This is a genomic window from Paenibacillus sp. JT31N11, assembly GCF_056269285.1.
Genome location: NZ_JBWDNQ010000004.1, coordinates 369833 through 388873, shown reverse-complemented (window position 1 = coordinate 388873; position 19041 = coordinate 369833). Strand labels below are relative to the sequence as shown.

Genomic DNA, 19041 nt, shown 5'->3' with positions numbered 1-19041 from the left:
AGCCTTGGAGGCCGCAGTTATTTATTGTGGTCAATCGGACATACTAGAGGGAAGATTGAATATTTGGGAGGAAGAAGTAAATGGATTACAAAACAGCGCAGCTTACGCCGGAGGCAGTAAAGAAGCTGCAGCAATATGAAAACGAGCTTTCCAGCAGCACAGGCGAAGACATCATCCTTATCGCTTACGAACAAGAGGGTCCGGCCCCCGCATCCGGACTTGATCAGGAATAAACACGAGCAGTAGCCCCCTTGCCAAGCGCGGGGGTTGTTTTGTTTTTATATCAGCATCCGCAGTAGGGACTATGCCGCTTATTTTGGAGGAATCGCTGCCTCGGGATTCAGCTCAAGGATCATCTCCATCAGCTGCTCGCGCGGTATAAGCCTGACTGCATTTGATTTGGCCAATGTATCGGCCGCTTCCGTGAAGCCGCTATCCGTAACCACCCATGCCTCCGCAACTCCATAATGAGCAATGGCCGCCTGCGCCTCCTGAATCGTTTTAATCCCGATATTACTGGTGTGGCGTTTAGCCTGTACAACGATTTTCCTGCCTCCCTTGGCGATAATCAGAACCGTGCCCTCATCGCTTGGAGCTTGAATAACCTCGACACTGTAGCCTTGGGCTTTGAACAAATAGCCCAGATACTGCTCAAACTGACTTCCCTCCATAATGCTAATATCCGAAATATCCATACCGGCAGCGTTCTCTTCCTTCCGCTTGCGAATAAACATATGTACGATGATAAAACAAACCACTATGAATCCAGCCGCGACCGCAGCATAAACAATTGATTTCGTGGTGCTGTACGTCAGCAAGAAGGCTACCGCTACCAATAACCCCATAAGCCCTCTTGACGTAATCTCCTGCAGTATCATCCAGCTTTTACGACGAGCCATTATTTTCTCCCCTTTTTTTCCGTCTTAATCCATATATCGGAAAAACAGGTAGCTATTTTTACTCCATTTATAAATAAAGAAGCCTGTTCCCGTCAAAAAACCTTCACGCATTAGCTTCCAACTAGGAAAGCTAAGACGAGAAGGCTTTGCAAGGTTAGCGAGGAAAAGGTCAAATAATTAATTCCCCAAGCTTGATTAGCTCGACAACCGCTTGCGAACGACCTTTAACGTTCAATTTTTGCATAACGTTAGAAATATGATTCCGCACAGTCTTCTCACTTATAAATAATTGCTGCGCGATATCTCTGGTCGTTTTGTCCTGAACCAATAATTCAAAAACTTCTCGTTCACGATGAGTTAGGAGAAACTTGCTTTTCTGGTCGCTGCCCTTCAATGGTTGTTTCGCGCTTTAACTTGGATTAATCTGTAGCAGTTCTATATACCCTTAATTACCTTCGTCTCCTGGTGATTGTCCATTATCTCTATCACTTATCCTCACTTTTCAAAACCTATTTAAACTCATGTTAACTTGCTTCATTTGCATCAAATTTGCATCATTTCACAAAAAAACAAGGGCATCAATCTCGCCCTTGTCCGTTGAACCACTTATAGAATGATTCTTTTGGTATCTTTATTTTTCGTCCGATCTTCACAACATGAAACTCACCGGAATTAACCAGCTTATATGCTTGGTTGATTCCGCATCCCAGGATATCTCTAATGTCCGAAACTTCAAGGGTTTCTCGTTGCATCTTCTCATCTTCAAACATTCGTCATCACCCCACTACACTCTATTCCGTCATGAATTGTCCCTATTCCTTCCGGTACACGATATCGGCCGTTAAGGGGACCGTGTTGATTCGTCGAAGATCTTGTTAGAGCTCTTTGACTGCCTTTCTCGTTTCTTCAGATCATCAAGAAAACGGTCAAACAAACCGGAAGGACCGGGCAAGTGGCCGATTGCTCGTATTTCATGCTCAAGCTGCGATACAGCTGTACGCAAAGGCGTAACCATATCGTCTGTCAGCCGGACGTTGTTCATCGTTTTGGCTCGATGCTCGATTTTCTCCAAGTCTTCCAACGCTTTCTTTACTAGTACGTCTTCCTCAGTGAGAGATTCTAAATCAAGTGTCACTTGGGTGTATTCTGTTCCTCAAAAACAAACGACCGACTGAGCTTCACTCGCTCGTCGGTCGTTTTGGTTGTTTCAACTGGTTCGGTATTCTTTACAGTTTCCATATTTGGTTACGCTCCTTATATAATCCAAGATTGGCTCGCTTAGCGGCCATGTAATCAACACCATCGACGATATAGATAAAGTTAAACTTATCGAGCTCGATGAGGTATTGCCCGGCCGCGATATCATAAGTCTGCTAATTGCCTCGAAAATCAATGGCGTGTGAGACAGTGGCCAGCAGCTTCGCCGCGTTCGTGTCGATTGTCCGCCAGTTAAGGGCTCAACTCATCGGGCCGAAGAGCCCGACAGAAGGGCTGTCAATCTCACCGGCAATGCCAGCCCCGGTAGCGCTCGCGGTCATAGCCTCAAAACTCGGCAGTGTTACGATAGCGACACCAAGAAAATCAGTGCCGTTTAAGAAAGACCGAATAGCCGGTTAATTCAGGATGTGGTCATGCAACAGGTCTGCTTGATTACCAAAGCTCTTCCAGGCGTAGTGCCACGCTCGCATTACCGCTGACATTATTTAATGTACGCATGGCCAGAGTCAAATTCCCGTTCCCCGGAAGGGTAAAATTAACACTAATATTCGTGGCGCTTTCTGTCTTCCCTGCAAGTGACATGCCTCCCAGAACCCGCACCCCCTGGGATTGATCCATAGCCGTTGCTAAGATGTCCGACTGCAGGCAGCTCTCAGAAGAAGGAGTCCCGCTCACTGCTCCGAAGGATGCACCAGTGAGAACTGAATTAATACGGACTTCCCATACGAAATCAGATGACGCCAGTATGTCAAAGCTTGCAGACCCGACATTAACGGAGTTTATCTGTGCACTACTGTCCGGAAAAAAGGTTTTTCTTCGGAAGCTCACCGTAGGAGTGAAGAGAGAGCTTGATATTGTGGCATTAAATCTGGTTTCTGTTGTGATTCGGGAAGTTTCAAAGATTGACCCCAAGTTCGTAAAATACCTTCCCCCTGCGTTGATAGTGAAAGCTCCCCCGGATATACCGTTTAGAGCGGTTGCCCGAATATTCTGATTAGAGTCCTTCAGAAGCGATTCACCTGTCGGAGAGAAGCGGTGCACCGTAACGGCTTGCTGAAACAATTGAGTGTTGATCGCTACAATACGAAACTCCACTTGTCCATAGGTATAATTGTAACGAACCTGATAAAGATAGCCTACAGACGTGTCAAGGTTTACCCGACTCGGACCAGTCCCATCCATCACATCAATATTCCAAGAGGATTGATTTACTTTCAACGTCTCTACTCCATTTTGCTTTAGTGCCACATATACACTGCTGCTGTCTTGTCCAAAATAGGCCCCATTAAAATTGTCGCTATATCCCCATTCTGCCCGCTGTGTCCCTGTGGGAGGAACGGGAACTTGTATGTTGATACCAGATTCAAATGCTGACCCGTTCAGAAACTGTCCACGTTCCGCTGTTCTGATCTCTGCCAGATCGTTGGGAAGTGCTGTTGTACTAAGCTGATACATTCCTCCTGTGTTTATTACCGTCCCCCCACCAGTTTTTGTGATAAGGTCCCTTAATTGAGAAATTCCATAAGTTGGGGCATAATTGAATTGAGGGCTTGCTTCAGCGGTTTGCAGCTTGTCTGTCATTGAGTTAAGCGTAGGTGAAACTCCTGATAAATTGTAAACGGGTTGAATTGTAGGACTCATTAAGGTACATCTCCCTTCCGTAAATAGAATCTTACTTAAGAATGAAATTGGATCATAACTGGCACACCCGAATCGAGTGTATCCCCATCGGGAATAGTAACCGAAGCTGCAGAAACAGAGAAGGATTCATTTAATTGAAGTACACCATTAACATAGAGTAGATAGTAGGAATACTTTATTGGAAATGAAGTGGCATCCATACCTGCATCATCAATAAAGCTTGTAACCGGAATTGAAAAGGAAACTCCTGTTCCGATGCCATCTATAATGTTGGCCACGAATTTCTTTGATCCTTGAAATGGATAAATAATTGGCATAAGTATATATCGACCTCCTTAGTTGCAGTCCTGAGATTCGCAATCTCTGAGACCTGCATGCGAATTCTCGGATAACGTTTAGTGTATAAAAATAGGTCCGAACCCCTCTATTCTAAAAAATATTTAAGTGATGATGGTAATTGTTGGTGCTGTAATGGTTGGTTGAGCCGTAATGGTTGACACTGTATCACCAAAGCTGGATATCGATAGGATAATAGGTACGCCTGCCGGAATTTCATCAGTTGCCAAAATGAGACTAGCGGCTGTCAATGTGGATAAGGAAGACTGCTGCGAAACACCATTTACGAATACACTAAAAAGATCATTTGCAGCTAGTGTGGGAAGAGCTACGACTGGAGCATCAGCATCGTCTACAAAACTTGCGGCGAGAATCGTGGTAATCCCACCAGCAATATCACCATCAGTTACAGTTGCAAAATAATTTGTTAGAACTGGAGCTAAAGTGGTGGTGACTACGCCTCCGCTAGCGACCGGTGCGGTAGCAACGGCAATATAAACAGGTTTAATAACTGGCATTTTTTTCCTCCTTTCGAATTGGGAAAAAGTGAATATTTCAGGGGTTCAGTCATATTTTCAGTAAATGCCGGAAAAATAAAAGATGCCACGGCTATAACATAAGCAATAAAGTTCAAAACGAGATATTTACCAAAAAAAACTGTAAAAAGGGCACCTGCACAATCTAGTCCTTTTAGAATTCATAAGATGTTGAGACTAATCTTATGGAGGTGTAATCAATGGGAAACATAGTTATGCGTAAAACTTGCCGCTTGACAAAGGTGACAATTAAAAAAAAGAAAAAAAGAGATAAAAATTCCAGATCGTGCCGTCTTACGTCCATTCATCATTCGGATATGGGGCAGAGCTGCAAGAAGAGAGGGAAGAAGCGGACTTACAAACTAAGTAAAAGAAGAGGATTAAGAGAGAGGCCGCTTGGGGCACAGGGGAATGATGGTAAAGATGGACTTGGTGGAATGCGCGGTGCTATAGGTCCGCAGGGTGTGCAAGGTGTGGCCGGAGTCCAAGGGATTCAAGGGGTTGCAGGACCGCAAGGAGAGCCTGGCCCGTCGCTTAATTTGGATGTGATCGTGGTTGTGCCTACAGTGCATCGATATTTCCATTTTGCCGAATCTAATCTGACGGGTACGGTTCAAATCCCTTTTAACCAGTTTACGGATAATGATGGCCAGACTGTAATAGAGCTCGCCGAATTGGGCATAAACTCCTATACGGATCTATATATAAATGGGCTACAGCAGGAAAGAAGTTTGTACCACATAAGCAGTAACGCATTGGTTATTGAATTGGGTGAATCTACTGTATTAGCGGGTACGCCATTTATTTTTAATGTTTTTCAATTTAATTTGAAAATGGCGAATTGAGCACAATTATAAATTACCTCACACAACTTAAAGGCAACAAAATGTACCATAGAAATATGACACTCGGGAAATCCGGTCCTCAAAACTCAGGATTTCTCTTTTTTGTTTGCGGTACAACTGTTTACCCGGTTTGCAGTATCGGTAGCTAGAATCCGTCCGTCACTGACAGGACTATTATAATTGGTCCGCTAGACAAAATGGTCATTCAGATTATTCCCTCCTTATCAGATGTTAGGGTCTATATTTACCATAATCTATTTATTAAAATTGATATTTATAGCAGAAAAGGCTCCTACTTTTATATATGCAAGGTCTAAAATGAGGGTTTGGACTTAATTGTCCGAAATCGTTCCTGTATTTTCCCCAGAGAGCTTGAACTCCCTTAGTACGATTTAGTTCTCTTACGAATGCTCGATTATTTGCAGAACATCACCCTTGCTATAAATGTTGAAAGATAGTAAGTGCGACCATTTCATAGTAAGAGCGTCTCCTGTATGATGGGATTTAAAGGGCTATGACCCGTTGCGTGTACTCCCATCGTACCGAGGCGCTCGTTTTTTTTGCAAAGCGGAATTTACGCTCTACAGGAATGCTATTCTCCTTCTATGAAGAAAACAGGCACTCCAATTATTCCTAAATAATTCAAATTTGTGTAAATTACCCTCTTAAATATGCATTTAACCACATGATTAGCCCTTCCCTTTATTCTATCTCTGGCATTTACTGTTATAGATTCAAGCAGGGAGGTGATATAAATGCCAATTACAAAACCTTTTATGGCTGCCCGTAGATTTACTACTACAGCTGGAGACGGAACAGGTGTCGGCGTCGCATATAATATTCTTGCAACAGCCACCACCACTGACGCCGGTGTTGCTGCCACAGCCTTTCCAGCTGCACCTGCGTATTATAATCTTTACATTAATGCACAGATTCAAACAGCTGATACTTCAACAGCTACTACTACTGCTGTTACCATTCCAGGCGGTGACGCACTCGATCCTGCAACTCCAATTGTAATCGAGTTTGTTGTAAACTAATCTTCTTTATTGACGAAGTGCCGAAAATCCATTTTGTTTTGGATTTTCGGCATCGTTAATTTAAACTTCAATTGGAGAATATTGGTATTGTACACATCTACTAAAACATACAAATAAATAGGGAAGTGAATATAAATGGCGATCATATACCCTATCTCTCCTCCAATTGTTTCCGGAGTTATTTATAATGTAAGTGCTCAAACTGTTCCTATAGAGACTGATGTTATTTTTGATACAAACGGTATTCTTTCAGTTGGAATTACACATGACCCCGGAACCACTCAGATTGCAGTTACCAATCCGGGTAAGTATGAGGTTACTTTTTCCGTGACGTGTGTAGAACCCAATCAATTCGCATTATTTTTAAATGGCGCCCTTGTTATGGGAACCGTATATGGTTCAGGTGCCGGCACTCAGCAAAGCAATGGGCAGATTATAATCGCTCTAGCGGCCGGCGATTTTCTTACACTGCGAAATCATAGTTCAGCTGCTGCGGTAGGCCTACAGACTTTGGCCGGTGGCACACAAACAAACGTAAACGCTTCTGTTGTTATCAAAAAATTAAGTTAGTTTTAATGAAATGTGAACCCTCTTGTTTGCATTTTAGATCGAACGATTAAACATATGTACAATAGTCCGGCTCATCCGAAACATGGATTGTGGTGCACTTCGGTAAGCAACTCGGCGAAAATAGAAAAACTGCCCTGTCGCATTCGATACGAATGTCATACTACGAAAGGAAAACTGCCGCTCAATACCGAATTTGCCCGTATATGGCAGTTGCACTTCTCCTTCTCGTTAGAAAACAGACGAAGTCATGCAGAGAGTGCTAAGCCGGACGACCAGGGATAAAAAAGAGGACACGGCAGAGTTTCAGAGAAGAAGGTAAGAAAAACAAGGTGATAATAAGTGGAAAGCAGTATTATTGAATTAACGATAACGGAGCAAAAGATTGGCGGGTCCCTTGAAATGCTGGATACATATTCATTAAAGATGAGCGCAAAAATAGGGCCTACATCGAATGCGATCTCATCGCGCTACCGAGTCTTTAACACCTGATATAATTTTGTTTTAAAGACACCAGACACCGATCTGACGTGCTGCAGGGATCGGTGCAGAATTCCAAGAGATATGCATATAACAAAGTATACAACTGGACATCGTTCGATATCTTTGTAAACATGCCTCTTCAGCTTGCCTTCATCCCAACCCGCCGAATGTGGACTTGACAATGCACATCAACTGTAAGGGTCTTGAATACTTCATCCCATTTCTCTTCCGTTCGAATGTTACGATTCCAGTAACCTGGTTTCTTGGCCCGAAACTGTTCACCAAATCCGAATATATCCGCCCCTGCGAGCTGCAAGTTATTAATTAATTCATTAAAGGCCTTCACTCCCATATCAGCAGATTTTTTGAAAATTGTTTCCAGATTTTCATGCTTGCTGATTTTGGAGTTCGTAACCTCTTCAATGTCTTCTTCCAGCAGCACATGCAACTGCACCTGCGGCTTTCCATTCTTCACTGACACCTGCGTCGTTGTTTTCCGCTGGATAATTCTGATCATAATCATTTCCTTACCTCCCGGGTGTTTTGGAATAAAGGCAGTGTACCCCCCTCTTATCTTGCCTGTTACCGCCATATAAAACCCGATTTCAAGCGGCTTGGTGCTTCCAAGCATTTTATCACCTTGAAAATAAGCAAGACCCGCGATTTCAATGCTTCCTTCCCTATTCATATCAAGTAAGGGGAGGATCGGATCTATTCCTTTGCTCGAACTCTTACTCCAGAATATACCTATAAATTCATTGGGGTACTTCCCCATCTCGACAGCATGATTAAACATTGCCGACAAATAAAGTGCAGGTACCCTCTCCAACTGCGGAGCCGCCCTTATGACCTTCTCCGCTCTCCCCTTGGATACACTGAGCCATGAGAGTCTTCGCACTTCTGGATTCCGTCTAAAATAATCGTTCAAATTCTCAAGTCCCTTACGTGCGACCTTCTCGGAAACGACAATGACACTAAGATGTCCAAGGAACAGCTTATCCGCCAACTGCTGCTGCAGTACACTCATGGCGTCATCCATGGTATGCCCATTAGCTGACAAAATCCAGACCGGTTTCTGTGAAGCTCCAGAACCGCCGCCTCCTTCGTTGCCCGGCCCCAGAGGTATACGCCCCGGAACAGCGATTTGCGCAGTAATATGGTAACCGATGCCCACCGGTTCCGGGATGGAATCCTGGACATGCGCCACCTCAGGTTCCTCCTCTTCGCCTTTAGGAGTTGCAGCATCAACAGCAATCGCAAGTACAACAGCCCGTTCTTCAATTTCCAGACGGTCCCAACATCCTGCCAATAAAGGACATAAAATGCATACAAGCAGTATGCATAAAATCAAGCGAAACGATCTGGTCTTTAACATTGCCACACTCCATATGAACGTTTTCATTTTTCATGAGATTATCAATAATCCATATTCTTCCCTTTGATATCTACTGTTATGTAAAAGCCATTCAGATCGGGCAGCAGGCGAAGTTAAGAAGAACAGCCGCATTATCTGCCCTTTCCAGTCCATAAAAAAAAGAAGCTACACGGGCTTAGCCGTATAGCTTCTTTGAATAATTAGACCGACGATGAGGCAAGTCCCCAGAACACTTCGGGGCCGATCCGTGATACACCAACCCCGACACTGCTTATAAAAGCAGAGTAAGTCGTTTGAGCAGCGGCGGGAGCCAATAGGTCTTGTGCAGTAAAGCAGCGTGTATTAGCGCCTGCAATACCAGCTGTGAAACGTTAATGGAGCCGGAAGCATTTGCATTCATTGAACTGCGGTGATCAAGAAAAGTTCCCAATTAGATATCCCCCTTTCCTCGCACCCTAGGCTTCTAGGGTGCTATTAACTTTGTGAAATTTACCCATTCCACCTATTTTGCTGCCCAGGTTGTATAACCGATCGGTCAGGCTATTATTTTGGCCGTTGCAACGAATACTTGTATATAGCAACTTTTGTTCTTTGTAAACACAAAAAACCATCAGCCAAAGCCAGTGGGATTTCGTTTATTTAAAAATACCCCGTCAGGACCAGAAGGTCTAACGTGTCTTGTGTCCTGTTTTGTAAATCTCTCCAGCATAGTCAACAGTATGTATTACCTCTCAGACAAGGCAATAAAAATATGACATAGCCCACCTCCCCTCTACCAAGTTCTTACACTTAATTTAAAAGACATACGTCCATACCTTCAATTGATAAATGGAGTAGTATATAAGAAATTCATTTGGAGGTGTTTGGATTGGGTTGTCCTCAGGATGCGCGAAAAAAAGCCAATAAAAAGAAGACAATTACGAGTAGCCCTTCTAAAAATAAAAAACGGTTGAAGAAAAAAATTTGTTTTGGGAAAATAGACGTCAAAAATCAAGTTGTTAATGTTAGGATTCCTCAAGAGGCTTTATTTAGAACTATTGGTGCTGCAGGCAGTGTGGGTCCAGCAGGCAGCGTTGGTTCGGTAGGTTCGGCGGGAAGCGTCGGAGCTGCTGGTTCGGTAGGCGTTGCAGGGGCAGTAGGTGCTGCGGGAGCGGTAGGTGAAGCAGGAGTGGTAGGTGCTGCGGGAGCAGTAGGTGAAGCAGGAGTGGTAGGTGCTGCGGGAGCAGTTGGTGCCGTTGGTCCCGCAGGGCCCCAAGGAGCCACAGGAGCAGTTGCCACGACACAAAATGCACTATTTATTGTTAGCGCAATAACTACAGCAAATGGGGTGGCCGTTACGTATTCAACCTCATTTATCAATGGGTCTAACATTTCGCATCCAACAAGCTCAACCTTTTTACTAGCAACAGGGCACATATATATGGTTTCGTATACGTTCAGGGCGACAAGTTCTATCAACGGAAACATTACGATCACCCCAAGACTTAACCTAGCATTTGGGAGTGATTTTTCAGGTAAGGCGGTAACTGGAACTGCAGATGCTAATGTTAGCGTCTCGGGTACGTTCTTAGTTAACGCTACCTTAGGTGCTGTTACAATGGATTTTATCTATAATGGATTGGCGACAGCCAATTTGCCTGATGGATCGGTTTCGATTATTCAGCTTCAGTAACCAGGACCCAAAAGATGCACTTCCATAATCTGTGGTGAGGAGCTTGCGCTGCATGTAAAACTAACGGGACACGATAGCTCAACAAGGGGAGGACCATTATGGCCCTCTCTTTTTTCCCATTTCTCTTATGAAGCAGCTTGATTACCTCTCACTTGTTTTGCTTCTTTAGTTGTATGTCCAATTGAGCAGGTCAGTTATTTTGGTAGGAATATTTGTTATATATATAAACAAAAAAATCCCCATCTTCGGGCTCACGCGCACCCGCACTCTTTCCAAGTCCCAGAGGGACCCAAATGTCATTTCAAAGTGGACAAAGGGATTTCATTAACAATTATAAACAAGATCGTTCCAATGAGAAGTAGCACGAAGGCTAAAAGCGGTCTGGTATAGTGTATAACCAACATCGAAAATAACACGCAATTAAATAGCATGGATTTCCATAAGGTCCACCCATGATCATAGTGGTAATCCCCAAACAGATATAGAAATCCTTCTATTAAGGTCATTAATAGCACCCAGAAGGATATGTATATACCTTTTTTAATAATTCCTTTGTCGGCTGGGTAGTTGGTTAGATAAATTAATATCTTTGGCGGGTAAAAGAAAATACATATCAATAAATCATTAATTAAATCCCCTCCCAATTCAGAGCTTTGATCCCACAACGTATATCTATAGGTGATTAGACCAATCATTAAATCTCCAACAATTAAGAACAAAATGGTGGATTGGTACTTTTTCCAATTCCTCCAATCACTTTTATAGTAAGCAACGATCCAGAACAAAAGAATAATCGCTATACGCAACATAATAATCACCCAGTATCAAACATTCCCATTTCGGGGCTTTTTAGACTTCATTAGGATCACAAAAAAGCCACTCGCATTAGAGTGGCCCCTTCTTCAGTTCTTTCTTAATTCGCTTAAGCACACGTATTATTATCCATACGTTCAATGTAACTATACCACCATTAACAACACTTGCTATCCATCGTTCCGTCATTCACTCAGCCTCGCTGTATAATTTTTATCCTATGCATATTCTTCATCATCTCCTATTCAAATATTCCTAATTAGTTGGACAACAAAATAGCCACTCCATTCCTGATTGACTTTCATTGATAGCGTTTTATCGAAGACTGGATGAGCCCGCATTCTTTCCAAGTCCCAGTAGAAACCAAATTCAACTTTTCATTTGAACGAGGACACGGGGATCCCATAGAAAATTACGAACAATATAGTTCCAACAAGGAATACAACGTATGCTAACAGCGGCCTGGTATAATGTATAGCCAACATCGGAAATAACACGTAATCTAACAACATGGATTTCCATAAAGTCCATCCGTGATCATAGTGGTAAGACCCAAACACATGTAGAAATCCTTCTGTTAAGGTCCAAAATAGCACCCAGAAGGATATGTATATAATTTTTTTAATAATTCCTTTGCCGAGTGAATAGTTGGTTAGGAAAGTCAATACAATTGGTGGATATGCAAAAAGAGTCACAATAAAATCATTAATTAAATTCCCTCCCAAATCAGAACTTTGATGGTGGATTGGTACTTTTTCCAATCCCTCCAATCGCTTTTGTAATAAGCAACAATCCATAACAAAAGAATGACCAGTATTCGCAACATATTAACCACCCCAGCATCAAACATTCCCATTTGGTTTATTTTAGTCATTACTGTGGGTACAAAAAAAGCCACCTGCTTTTCTGCTTTGGGGTGACCCTTATCGCTTTCCTATGGACCATCTGACTAGAATTCCGATTACTACAATGACCATCCATAAAGGCCAATAATAAACCAGCCTCTTTCCAGCAGTCATGTGGACCCTATCATGGAGGAATCGTTGATCATCAGCGCTGTCCTCTCTTATACAGGCGGTATGTTAAAACCCACCCCAAACAGCAACGGATAAACTGCGTTCGTGTTTTCCATTTGATCACACTCCAAGGAGACTTGGGGTGCGTATTACATGAAGGCCATGGCATGTGCCGCTTTTTCATACGCTGAAGCGTACAAGCCGAATCCCGACTCATACTGTCCCTGTCGTTATCAACCATGATGGTAAACGAGTCCTCGACGGTTTTCGCTGGGGATTGGTACCATTTTGGGCTAAGGTTGCTTATAAAGTATTGCTAGTTAAGATTTTAGAGCCTATTAATTCAAAATGTGCGAATATACCGCGCTATTCGTCTCGTCCGATATTTGACTTCTGTCATATGCTGATGGGTAGTAACTCATTCACTTATGAAACGGAGTGTTCATGACGATGTCAACTATAAAGAATTGCAAAAAAAGGTCACCGCACAAAATTGTAAATAATAATGCATCGATCAAGCAATTGCAGGCCCAATTGCAAGCCCAATTCCAAGCCCAATTGCAATTCCAAGCGCAGGTCCAATCCCAATTGCAAGCCCAAGCCCAAGCTCAACTGCAATTTCAATCGCAAGTGCAGTCGCAGATCCAGGAGCAGTCACAGGCTCAACTACAGACGACAATTCAATTACAAGCTCAGATTCAGGCTCTGCATCAAGAGCAATTACAATGGCAAACCCAAATGCAGTCGCAGTCGCAGCGGGAAACGACGACCGTGAATATCAGATCATGTGACCGTCCCGGGCCACCGCCACCTACTATTTAAGTCGTTTTGTCAACCGGTATCCCAGCGGCAGGCTTCTTTTTTCAAAGGGCTGGAACCTTTTGAACAATCCCGACTGTACGATCAAGTGATAAAACTGCGCTGGCTTGTGCATCCGGAAGTAAATGCGAATAGACCTGAAGCGTTGTAGTGATTGTCGAATGACCCAATCGTTTTGAAACAACTCTAATATCCTCACCTTCATTCAGCATTATGCTGGCGCTCTGATGACGCATATCGTGGTAAGTTATACGGGGCTCATGTTCAGGTTTATATTTGTCGCAAATGTTATACCAGGTTTGCAGCACCTTTGAAGCTCTGGCAGGCGTCCCTTTATTGGAACAGACAACTAAATCATTATCCTCGTATTTTTTACCCTTGCTTTCAAGGAATTCCTTCTCTTCTTCGATGATAAGTCGATGCTCTTCCAAGAATGCAATGGTTAATGGGGATAGAGCAACAATTCTGACGCTGCTTTCGTTTTTTACACTTTCGAATGTTACTGTATCCTTTCTCAAACTCCTTCGAACCCGCAACAGTGAGCGCTCGAAATCAATGTCACTCCATTTCAGACCAAGGATTTCACCTTGACGCATACCAGTCATTACGGCCAAGAAGAAAGCAATCCAGTATCTTGTTTTTCCCTTTGCGCTTGAAAGAACAATTTTCACTGATTCGTTACTCCAGATCTTACGCTCCTTGCGTTCAATTTTCGGCTTTTCTTCTTTAGGAATCTTGGCTGCGGGATTACTCGATATAATTTCCATTATCATAGCGTGATTGAGTGAAGTGCTGACTATTGAATAAACGCGCTTAACTACTTCATCGCCTAATTTTTTACCTGTATCATCCAGCTCTTTATTTCTTAAATGAGAAATAAATTTTTTTATATCCATAGGGGTAATTTTGGACAAAAGCATGTCACCCAAATAATCATCTATGTGATTTTTATAATGAGATCGATATAAATTGTGAGTCGAGCCTTTTATATTATCCCGGCCCGCAAGCCAATCAGTATAATACGCTCTATACGTCATCTTGCTTTGATCGATATACTCGCCACGATTCAGTTCAGTCAATAGCGCTGCTCGTGCATTCTTAGCTTCAGTCGTAGTTCTGAATCCACGGCGTGTAAGCCTCTCACCGTGTACCATGACCTGAAACCAGTATGGCTTGCCGTTCTTAACCTTTTCATTAAAATAAATCATATCCTTAGTTTTGCTATTCTGTTTCTTCTTTGCCATATGACGCTAACCCCTCCCACTATTTTGCATCATGAGCTCAATTATATTCGATTTGCATCAAATTTGCATCACAATTTATTTTTCGGATCTAAATCCCTTATATATCAATGGTTTTTAGACAAGTGTACTTACTCTTCAATTTTTGTCACCCCTCCTTGCTCGGGTTTTTATGGTTTAACAAGGTTAAGGGATACAGTCAACTTATAATATGAAGAGGCGCATGCAGTGGTGCGGTCGTTCCCAAAATTGGGCGGTATGCAAAAGGAAAAGGCTGCGAACGTTGCTCGCAGCCTTTTTTTCTATGGATTATCGTTCGCTCAAGCCCATCTCTGCCTAGCGCCGCCAGTACGTTTCGTGGGGGTAGCGGTACCGCAGCGGCGTGGTTTTCTGCCTGATCGCAAAGCCGCCGGTCGGCTTGTACTCAAACGGTTTCTCACCGGCGGCATAAGCGGCATGCTTGCGGCGCTCGATGCAGTCATACAGCACATTCTGCTTGAGCTCCAGGTATTCCAGCGTGTGCGGACCGAAGCCCGCCTCAATTTCGCCTGGACGGAATTCATAATAAACCGTGCGCCGGAGCGGATTGCCGTCCCCATCCGGAGAGCCATGCAAAACAAGAATATTATGAAAAATCACATCGCCAGGCTGCATCGGCACGGGGATGGCATCCTCGGTGGAAAAGCCCGGACGTCTGCAGCGTTCATCCGAAGCTTCCGGAGACCAGCTGCTGCTGCCGGGAATCACCCAGAGACAGGTCTGCAAATCGGCTTCGTCCAAATAAAAATCCACATTAAAAATCGGCCGCTTGTCCTCGCACCCATCCGGAACAGCCGCATCCCGGTGCCAGGGAACAATGACACCCTCATCCGGCGCCTTCAGCACCATCGAATCCCAGGTGGGAATGAAATTGGGCCCCTGCAGCTTCTCTACGGAACGGAGAATAAAAGGATGACCCAGCAGCGCCTTCATGGGATCGCTCTTGTCAATCACATATTCAACACGTTTGAGAATCGGTTGGCCTGATTTCACTCCCGTACCATACATATAGTCGGGATCCCCGCTGACACCGGCCACCCCTTTGTCATACAGCTTGGCCATCTCGGATTGAACGATCCTAAGCTCTTCATTTACCAGAACATGACGAATAACAAGGAAGCCGTTATCCATGAAAAACTTCGCCTGTTCCTCATTAATGCTGTCCTGAAGCTGTGCATCCGCGATCGGCATTTCCATATTTGACGTGTTCATGCTCGCTCTCTCCTTTTGTGGCATCAGGTAATGGTTTACCTGTAGTATAAGAGATGCGGCAGGTGATGTATTTAGCTTAAAGTAACAATAAGGTTGCCGATATCACACAATAGCTTTTATAATGACAATCAGGTTGACAGCGCTGCCATTATTCTGATGGAGGGATTATGATGTCTGATGCACCGGCTCCCGTTTTCGTGCATTCCCTGCCCGAGCATGCGGCCGGGATGTATTTTTTCCCGCCTTATATTACACTTGCCCATCTGTTTCATTCGCCGGCTGATTGGGGGATTCCGCCGCGCAGGCTTAGCAATTATCAGTTTCAATATGTCGTGGACGGAATGGCGGAATATGAAATTGAAGGCCATACGATTATAACCCGGCGCGGCGATTTGATTTATCATTCCCCCTATCAGCTGCATGAGCTGCGGAAGCTTCCCGGGGAGCCATATATTTGCCTTTCCATCCTGTTTCATTTTGGCGATACGGAGTACCCACTCGAACAGCTCCTCGGGGAGAATCGGCTGTTCGGCAATTTCCACGGTCAAGCGATCGAGAAGAAGCTGACGCAGCTTATCACCCACTATCATCAGCCCGGACTTACCCATCATTCGCAGTGTCAGGGGCTTCTTATGGAGCTTCTCTCGGACTTGTCCAATTGGAAAAAAGACCGGGAGACGAAGACGGAAGGCCAGCAGAAAATCAAAACCAAAATGGTGTTGATCCGCAATTTTATCGCTGCCCATTATAACCGCGAGATTACGCATCATGAGCTGGAGGAGCTGTCCGGTCTAAGCCGCAATTACATCATTCTCAAGTTTCGCTCCGCATTTGGTGTGACGCCGTTCGAGTATTTAAGCCGTGTCCGGATTGAGCGCGCCAAGGAGCTTGCGCTGCAAACCAAGATGTCGATCAGCGAGATTGCCTGCGCCGTCGGTTATGCCGATGTTCATACTTTTGGACGCATGTTCAAAAACAAAATGGGAACCAGCCTCAGCCAGTTTTGTTCCTCATTGGTAACCGATTAAGAGCATCAACGCACAAGAGGATTAAAATAGTTGGATTCATGGATTCACGGAATGCTGTTCCAATCATCAGGGAATAACATGAATATCCTTCGACCGGTAAAACAAAAACAACAACCCATGCGGCAGGCTGCCGGCAGAGATTGTTGTCAGTTACAATCAGAGAAATTTATGGTTTGGGCCGGACTGGGAACACGCGGTCAACCATGGCGTTGAATTCGGTAATAAAGGCCTGAATGGGATGGCCGGATTTCACATCTTCCGAATAGGAGCTCATACGGTGAACGAAATCCGGCGAGGCCGACACATATACATGCTCGATTTGAGGCGCTATCTGTTTTACTTTATGGGCTACCTTCTGCTTCAAGCCATGCGCCAATTCCTTGCCGTGATGTTCCGGCCTGGTATTCGCAAGAGGCCGCATATAGCTTTGGGCGGTTCTGCCCTTGGGCAGATTTTTTTCCATTACGGTGCCGTGTTGCGTATGAGTTGAGGAATTCTTCAAGGTTACGGCAACATACGCATTGTTATCCGTCAGCATCACAAACGATTTGTCCACCTCTTCCATGGCAGCGATCCGGGCCGCGATGTCGCTGCTCATTTCCAGGCGGTAATTTTTATGGGCGCCAATGATATTATTGCTGTTGAGCCTTCGGCCGTCCATACGATTCATTTCATTCATCTGATCGTTGGCGAAGCGCTTATTCATGATACGGTTGCCATTCATGTCGTAGGTAATGCTGTTTTGCCGGATGTTCTTGTTTCCAAGCTCTCCGTGCTTGTCCGAACAGCCGGCGAGCATTGTTGTTGCAGCCACTGCCATGAGCATGATCCATTTGCGCTGCATATGCCATCCTCCGTTTCGTAACTTATGTTGCGGCCCGCTTATAGCGTTCGCCGAACGGGGAGGCTCTATGCTGGTAACTTTTTTAGATCAACCGGATATCCTCATGTTGTGAGGCTGGACGCGAACCAGCTGAACCGGCTCCTTCATTCCCTTCAGTGCGGCAACAAAGGAATGTGAGCTGTAGGAATCCGCTGTTATCTCAATCCGCCGGAAAAGCTGGTTGTGCAAATTGGCTTCAAGCACGATTTCCCCGGGATTGCCCAAGGCTTGAATCCGCGCCGCCATATTGACTGTCCGCCCAAAATAATCATTTCGCCCGTTCATGCCGACCGCCACCGCCGGACCGTGATGGAGCCCTATGCGAAGGTCCAATCCATCTTCTGCCTGCCGGGACTGCTGGATATCCAGAGCAGCTGCCATGCCGTCCTCCGCCCTGTCAAATACAGCCATCACGGCATCCCCGATGGTTTTGACAACCGCTCCTCCATGAAGCTCGACCGTCGCTGACAAGAAGTCGAACATTTGCCTGACATATCCATACGCGCTGGCGTCGCCAACCTGCTCATAATAAGCCGTGGAGCCGCAAAGATCGGTAAACAGCACAGTAAGGCTGGAAATTCCCGCTTGCTGTCCGGGCGCAAGCACATCCGAAGAGAACAGGCTGCGAAATTCGGGCAGCAGGGTCACATGTGGAGCTGTCGCCACGAGATCATCCCAGCCTTCGCGTTCAATAACGACAATCACCTCATGATCGCGTTCATTTGCGATCCGGATGCCGCCGCCACAATAACCGGCGGCACTCTCCTGTGCCCAGCCCTGTTCATTTATAGTCAACTCCGTTACTGGATGACTATCCTTGTCATGCTGTTCTTGCGGAGCGGAATCAAGCTTCAAATGAATCCATTCATTGCTGCGCAGAATGCGTATTCTCCAGTCAATGTCTTGTTCAGGCGGCGCCAAGTCCGTACGTTCTCCGGAACCTATCAGACGCTGCGTGCAGATATGGGGCGAGAAGGCCGGAGCCCCTATGCAATAGACAGCCCGCGCGGAACGCCGGATTTCCGGATGTACGGAGAAGCAGAGCTCAACATAACGGTCGAACATTGCCTCGTAATCGATTCCGCACCATTCGCAGTTATACCGTTCATGAATTGCGGAAAGCCGCATTCAAATGGATATTCCTGCCATTCCATAGGCAGCAGACGCAGCGCGGTTGATTTCATTGCCCGGCTTATGGAACGGTGATCGCGCAGCTCCCCGCGAATGACCGGATCGAGCCCGATTGCCCGGTTGATACGATTCGTATTGGAGAGAATTTCCCATATGCGGGATTTGGAAAGCGCAAATTGTTTCTCCATGACCAAATGAACCTCCGGTTTTCCATTGCCCACCCGACTTCCTCCGTTCTCATGCCTTC

At 44.9% G+C, this 19041-nt stretch carries 22 protein-coding genes; 7 read left to right on the top strand and 15 right to left on the bottom strand.

The window, feature by feature from the left end; translation table 11 throughout:
* Nucleotides 1-80: 80 nt before the first annotated feature.
* Complete coding sequence (locus AC0YNV_RS17605) at nt 81-233, top strand: hypothetical protein (protein ID WP_475769200.1); 153 nt, start codon at nt 81-83, stop codon at nt 231-233.
* Between the two features lie 78 nt (nt 234-311).
* On the opposite strand, the gene AC0YNV_RS17600 is transcribed toward AC0YNV_RS17605, so the two are convergent.
* From AC0YNV_RS17600 to AC0YNV_RS17565, 8 genes are all read right to left on the bottom strand, one after another.
* Nucleotides 312-899 carry a restriction endonuclease gene (locus AC0YNV_RS17600; protein ID WP_475769199.1) on the bottom strand — a complete coding sequence of 196 codons (588 nt, stop codon included), beginning with the start codon at nt 897-899 and terminating at the stop codon, nt 312-314.
* 169 nt (nt 900-1068) lie between these two features.
* Nucleotides 1069-1293 carry a helix-turn-helix domain-containing protein gene (locus AC0YNV_RS17595; protein ID WP_210037248.1) on the bottom strand — a complete coding sequence of 75 codons (225 nt, stop codon included), beginning with the start codon at nt 1291-1293 and terminating at the stop codon, nt 1069-1071.
* 184 nt (nt 1294-1477) lie between these two features.
* Nucleotides 1478-1669 carry a helix-turn-helix domain-containing protein gene (locus tag AC0YNV_RS17590; protein WP_475769198.1) on the bottom strand — a complete coding sequence of 64 codons (192 nt, stop codon included), beginning with the start codon at nt 1667-1669 and terminating at the stop codon, nt 1478-1480.
* Between the two features lie 456 nt (nt 1670-2125).
* Complete coding sequence (locus AC0YNV_RS17585; RefSeq protein ID WP_475769367.1) at nt 2126-2239, bottom strand: phage major tail tube protein; 114 nt, start codon at nt 2237-2239, stop codon at nt 2126-2128.
* Between the two features lie 117 nt (nt 2240-2356).
* Complete coding sequence (locus tag AC0YNV_RS17580) at nt 2357-2506, bottom strand: phage major tail tube protein (RefSeq protein WP_475769366.1); 150 nt, start codon at nt 2504-2506, stop codon at nt 2357-2359.
* Between the two features lie 43 nt (nt 2507-2549).
* Nucleotides 2550-3758: a hypothetical protein gene (locus tag AC0YNV_RS17575; protein ID WP_475769197.1), complete on the bottom strand. Its 1209-nt coding sequence runs from the start codon at nt 3756-3758 to the stop codon at nt 2550-2552.
* Between the two features lie 35 nt (nt 3759-3793).
* The gene (locus tag AC0YNV_RS17570; RefSeq protein WP_475769196.1) at nt 3794-4075 is read right to left on the bottom strand and encodes a DUF4183 domain-containing protein; all 282 of its coding nucleotides are present in this window, start codon (nt 4073-4075) and stop codon (nt 3794-3796) included.
* Between the two features lie 123 nt (nt 4076-4198).
* Nucleotides 4199-4612 (bottom strand): DUF4183 domain-containing protein, encoded by a 414-nt coding sequence (locus tag AC0YNV_RS17565; protein WP_475769195.1) that lies wholly within the window; start codon nt 4610-4612, stop codon nt 4199-4201.
* A gap of 218 nt (nt 4613-4830) precedes the next feature.
* Here AC0YNV_RS17565 and AC0YNV_RS17560 point away from each other — a divergent pair, with 218 nt between their 5' ends.
* The 3 genes from AC0YNV_RS17560 to AC0YNV_RS17550 all read left to right on the top strand — a co-directional run bounded on the left by AC0YNV_RS17560 (nt 4831) and on the right by AC0YNV_RS17550 (nt 7085).
* Nucleotides 4831-5475 (top strand): DUF4183 domain-containing protein, encoded by a 645-nt coding sequence (locus AC0YNV_RS17560; RefSeq protein WP_475769194.1) that lies wholly within the window; start codon nt 4831-4833, stop codon nt 5473-5475.
* A 755-nt stretch (nt 5476-6230) separates the two neighbouring features.
* Complete coding sequence (locus AC0YNV_RS17555; RefSeq protein ID WP_475769193.1) at nt 6231-6515, top strand: DUF4183 domain-containing protein; 285 nt, start codon at nt 6231-6233, stop codon at nt 6513-6515.
* A 135-nt stretch (nt 6516-6650) separates the two neighbouring features.
* Nucleotides 6651-7085, top strand: a complete 435-nt coding sequence (locus tag AC0YNV_RS17550; protein ID WP_475769192.1) for a BclA C-terminal domain-containing protein — start codon at nt 6651-6653, stop codon at nt 7083-7085.
* A 619-nt stretch (nt 7086-7704) separates the two neighbouring features.
* Here the strand turns inward: AC0YNV_RS17550 and AC0YNV_RS17545 are convergent.
* Entirely contained in the window at nt 7705-8940 is a 1236-nt protein-coding gene (locus AC0YNV_RS17545) for a Ger(x)C family spore germination protein (protein ID WP_475769191.1), read from the bottom strand.
* A gap of 868 nt (nt 8941-9808) precedes the next feature.
* On the opposite strand from AC0YNV_RS17545, the gene AC0YNV_RS17540 reads away from it, so the two are divergent.
* Nucleotides 9809-10612 (top strand): hypothetical protein, encoded by an 804-nt coding sequence (locus tag AC0YNV_RS17540; protein ID WP_475769190.1) that lies wholly within the window; start codon nt 9809-9811, stop codon nt 10610-10612.
* A gap of 296 nt (nt 10613-10908) precedes the next feature.
* Here the strand turns inward: AC0YNV_RS17540 and AC0YNV_RS17535 are convergent, their stop codons facing one another.
* Nucleotides 10909-11421 carry a CBO0543 family protein gene (locus AC0YNV_RS17535; RefSeq protein WP_475769189.1) on the bottom strand — a complete coding sequence of 171 codons (513 nt, stop codon included), beginning with the start codon at nt 11419-11421 and terminating at the stop codon, nt 10909-10911.
* A gap of 1470 nt (nt 11422-12891) precedes the next feature.
* On the opposite strand from AC0YNV_RS17535, the gene AC0YNV_RS17530 reads away from it, so the two are divergent.
* The gene (locus AC0YNV_RS17530) at nt 12892-13263 is read left to right on the top strand and encodes a hypothetical protein (protein ID WP_475769188.1); all 372 of its coding nucleotides are present in this window, start codon (nt 12892-12894) and stop codon (nt 13261-13263) included.
* A 41-nt stretch (nt 13264-13304) separates the two neighbouring features.
* Here the strand turns inward: AC0YNV_RS17530 and AC0YNV_RS17525 are convergent, their stop codons facing one another.
* Nucleotides 13305-14504 carry a tyrosine-type recombinase/integrase gene (locus tag AC0YNV_RS17525; protein WP_475769187.1) on the bottom strand — a complete coding sequence of 400 codons (1200 nt, stop codon included), beginning with the start codon at nt 14502-14504 and terminating at the stop codon, nt 13305-13307.
* Between the two features lie 333 nt (nt 14505-14837).
* Entirely contained in the window at nt 14838-15752 is a 915-nt protein-coding gene (locus tag AC0YNV_RS17520; RefSeq protein ID WP_475769186.1) for a phytanoyl-CoA dioxygenase family protein, read from the bottom strand.
* A gap of 167 nt (nt 15753-15919) precedes the next feature.
* Here AC0YNV_RS17520 and AC0YNV_RS17515 point away from each other — a divergent pair, with 167 nt between their 5' ends.
* Nucleotides 15920-16780, top strand: coding sequence for a helix-turn-helix transcriptional regulator (locus AC0YNV_RS17515; RefSeq protein ID WP_475769185.1), 861 nt, complete (start codon nt 15920-15922; stop codon nt 16778-16780).
* 166 nt (nt 16781-16946) lie between these two features.
* On the opposite strand, the gene AC0YNV_RS17510 is transcribed toward AC0YNV_RS17515, so the two are convergent.
* The 3 genes from AC0YNV_RS17510 to AC0YNV_RS17500 form a co-directional block, all read right to left on the bottom strand.
* Nucleotides 16947-17624, bottom strand: a complete 678-nt coding sequence (locus AC0YNV_RS17510) for a YhcN/YlaJ family sporulation lipoprotein (protein WP_210037246.1) — start codon at nt 17622-17624, stop codon at nt 16947-16949.
* Between the two features lie 87 nt (nt 17625-17711).
* A complete protein-coding gene (locus tag AC0YNV_RS17505; protein WP_475769184.1) occupies nt 17712-18728 on the bottom strand; it encodes an adenylate/guanylate cyclase domain-containing protein in 1017 nt (338 codons plus the stop codon).
* On the bottom strand, nt 18650-19015 hold the full coding sequence (locus AC0YNV_RS17500; RefSeq protein ID WP_475769183.1) for a hypothetical protein: 366 nt from the start codon (nt 19013-19015) through the stop codon (nt 18650-18652). The genes AC0YNV_RS17505 and AC0YNV_RS17500 overlap by 79 nt, the downstream gene beginning before the upstream one ends.
* Between the last annotated feature and the right edge of the window lie 26 nt (nt 19016-19041).

What these genes read in the sequence shown, in the direction of transcription:
- AC0YNV_RS17605 (WP_475769200.1), top strand. Translation starts at nt 81, where the DNA reads ATGGATTACAAAACAGCGCAGCTTACGCCGGAGGCAGTAAAGAAGCTG.
- AC0YNV_RS17600 (WP_475769199.1), bottom strand. Translation starts at nt 899, where the DNA reads ATGGCTCGTCGTAAAAGCTGGATGATACTGCAGGAGATTACGTCAAGA.
- AC0YNV_RS17590 (WP_475769198.1), bottom strand. Translation starts at nt 1,669, where the DNA reads ATGTTTGAAGATGAGAAGATGCAACGAGAAACCCTTGAAGTTTCGGAC.
- AC0YNV_RS17575 (WP_475769197.1), bottom strand. Translation starts at nt 3,758, where the DNA reads ATGAGTCCTACAATTCAACCCGTTTACAATTTATCAGGAGTTTCACCT.
- AC0YNV_RS17570 (WP_475769196.1), bottom strand. Translation starts at nt 4,075, where the DNA reads ATGCCAATTATTTATCCATTTCAAGGATCAAAGAAATTCGTGGCCAAC.
- AC0YNV_RS17565 (WP_475769195.1), bottom strand. Translation starts at nt 4,612, where the DNA reads ATGCCAGTTATTAAACCTGTTTATATTGCCGTTGCTACCGCACCGGTC.
- AC0YNV_RS17560 (WP_475769194.1), top strand. Translation starts at nt 4,831, where the DNA reads ATGGGAAACATAGTTATGCGTAAAACTTGCCGCTTGACAAAGGTGACA.
- AC0YNV_RS17555 (WP_475769193.1), top strand. Translation starts at nt 6,231, where the DNA reads ATGCCAATTACAAAACCTTTTATGGCTGCCCGTAGATTTACTACTACA.
- AC0YNV_RS17550 (WP_475769192.1), top strand. Translation starts at nt 6,651, where the DNA reads ATGGCGATCATATACCCTATCTCTCCTCCAATTGTTTCCGGAGTTATT.
- AC0YNV_RS17545 (WP_475769191.1), bottom strand. Translation starts at nt 8,940, where the DNA reads ATGTTAAAGACCAGATCGTTTCGCTTGATTTTATGCATACTGCTTGTA.
- AC0YNV_RS17535 (WP_475769189.1), bottom strand. Translation starts at nt 11,421, where the DNA reads ATGTTGCGTATAGCGATTATTCTTTTGTTCTGGATCGTTGCTTACTAT.
- AC0YNV_RS17530 (WP_475769188.1), top strand. Translation starts at nt 12,892, where the DNA reads ATGTCAACTATAAAGAATTGCAAAAAAAGGTCACCGCACAAAATTGTA.
- AC0YNV_RS17525 (WP_475769187.1), bottom strand. Translation starts at nt 14,504, where the DNA reads ATGGCAAAGAAGAAACAGAATAGCAAAACTAAGGATATGATTTATTTT.
- AC0YNV_RS17520 (WP_475769186.1), bottom strand. Translation starts at nt 15,752, where the DNA reads ATGAACACGTCAAATATGGAAATGCCGATCGCGGATGCACAGCTTCAG.
- AC0YNV_RS17515 (WP_475769185.1), top strand. Translation starts at nt 15,920, where the DNA reads ATGATGTCTGATGCACCGGCTCCCGTTTTCGTGCATTCCCTGCCCGAG.
- AC0YNV_RS17510 (WP_210037246.1), bottom strand. Translation starts at nt 17,624, where the DNA reads ATGCAGCGCAAATGGATCATGCTCATGGCAGTGGCTGCAACAACAATG.
- AC0YNV_RS17505 (WP_475769184.1), bottom strand. Translation starts at nt 18,728, where the DNA reads ATGTTCGACCGTTATGTTGAGCTCTGCTTCTCCGTACATCCGGAAATC.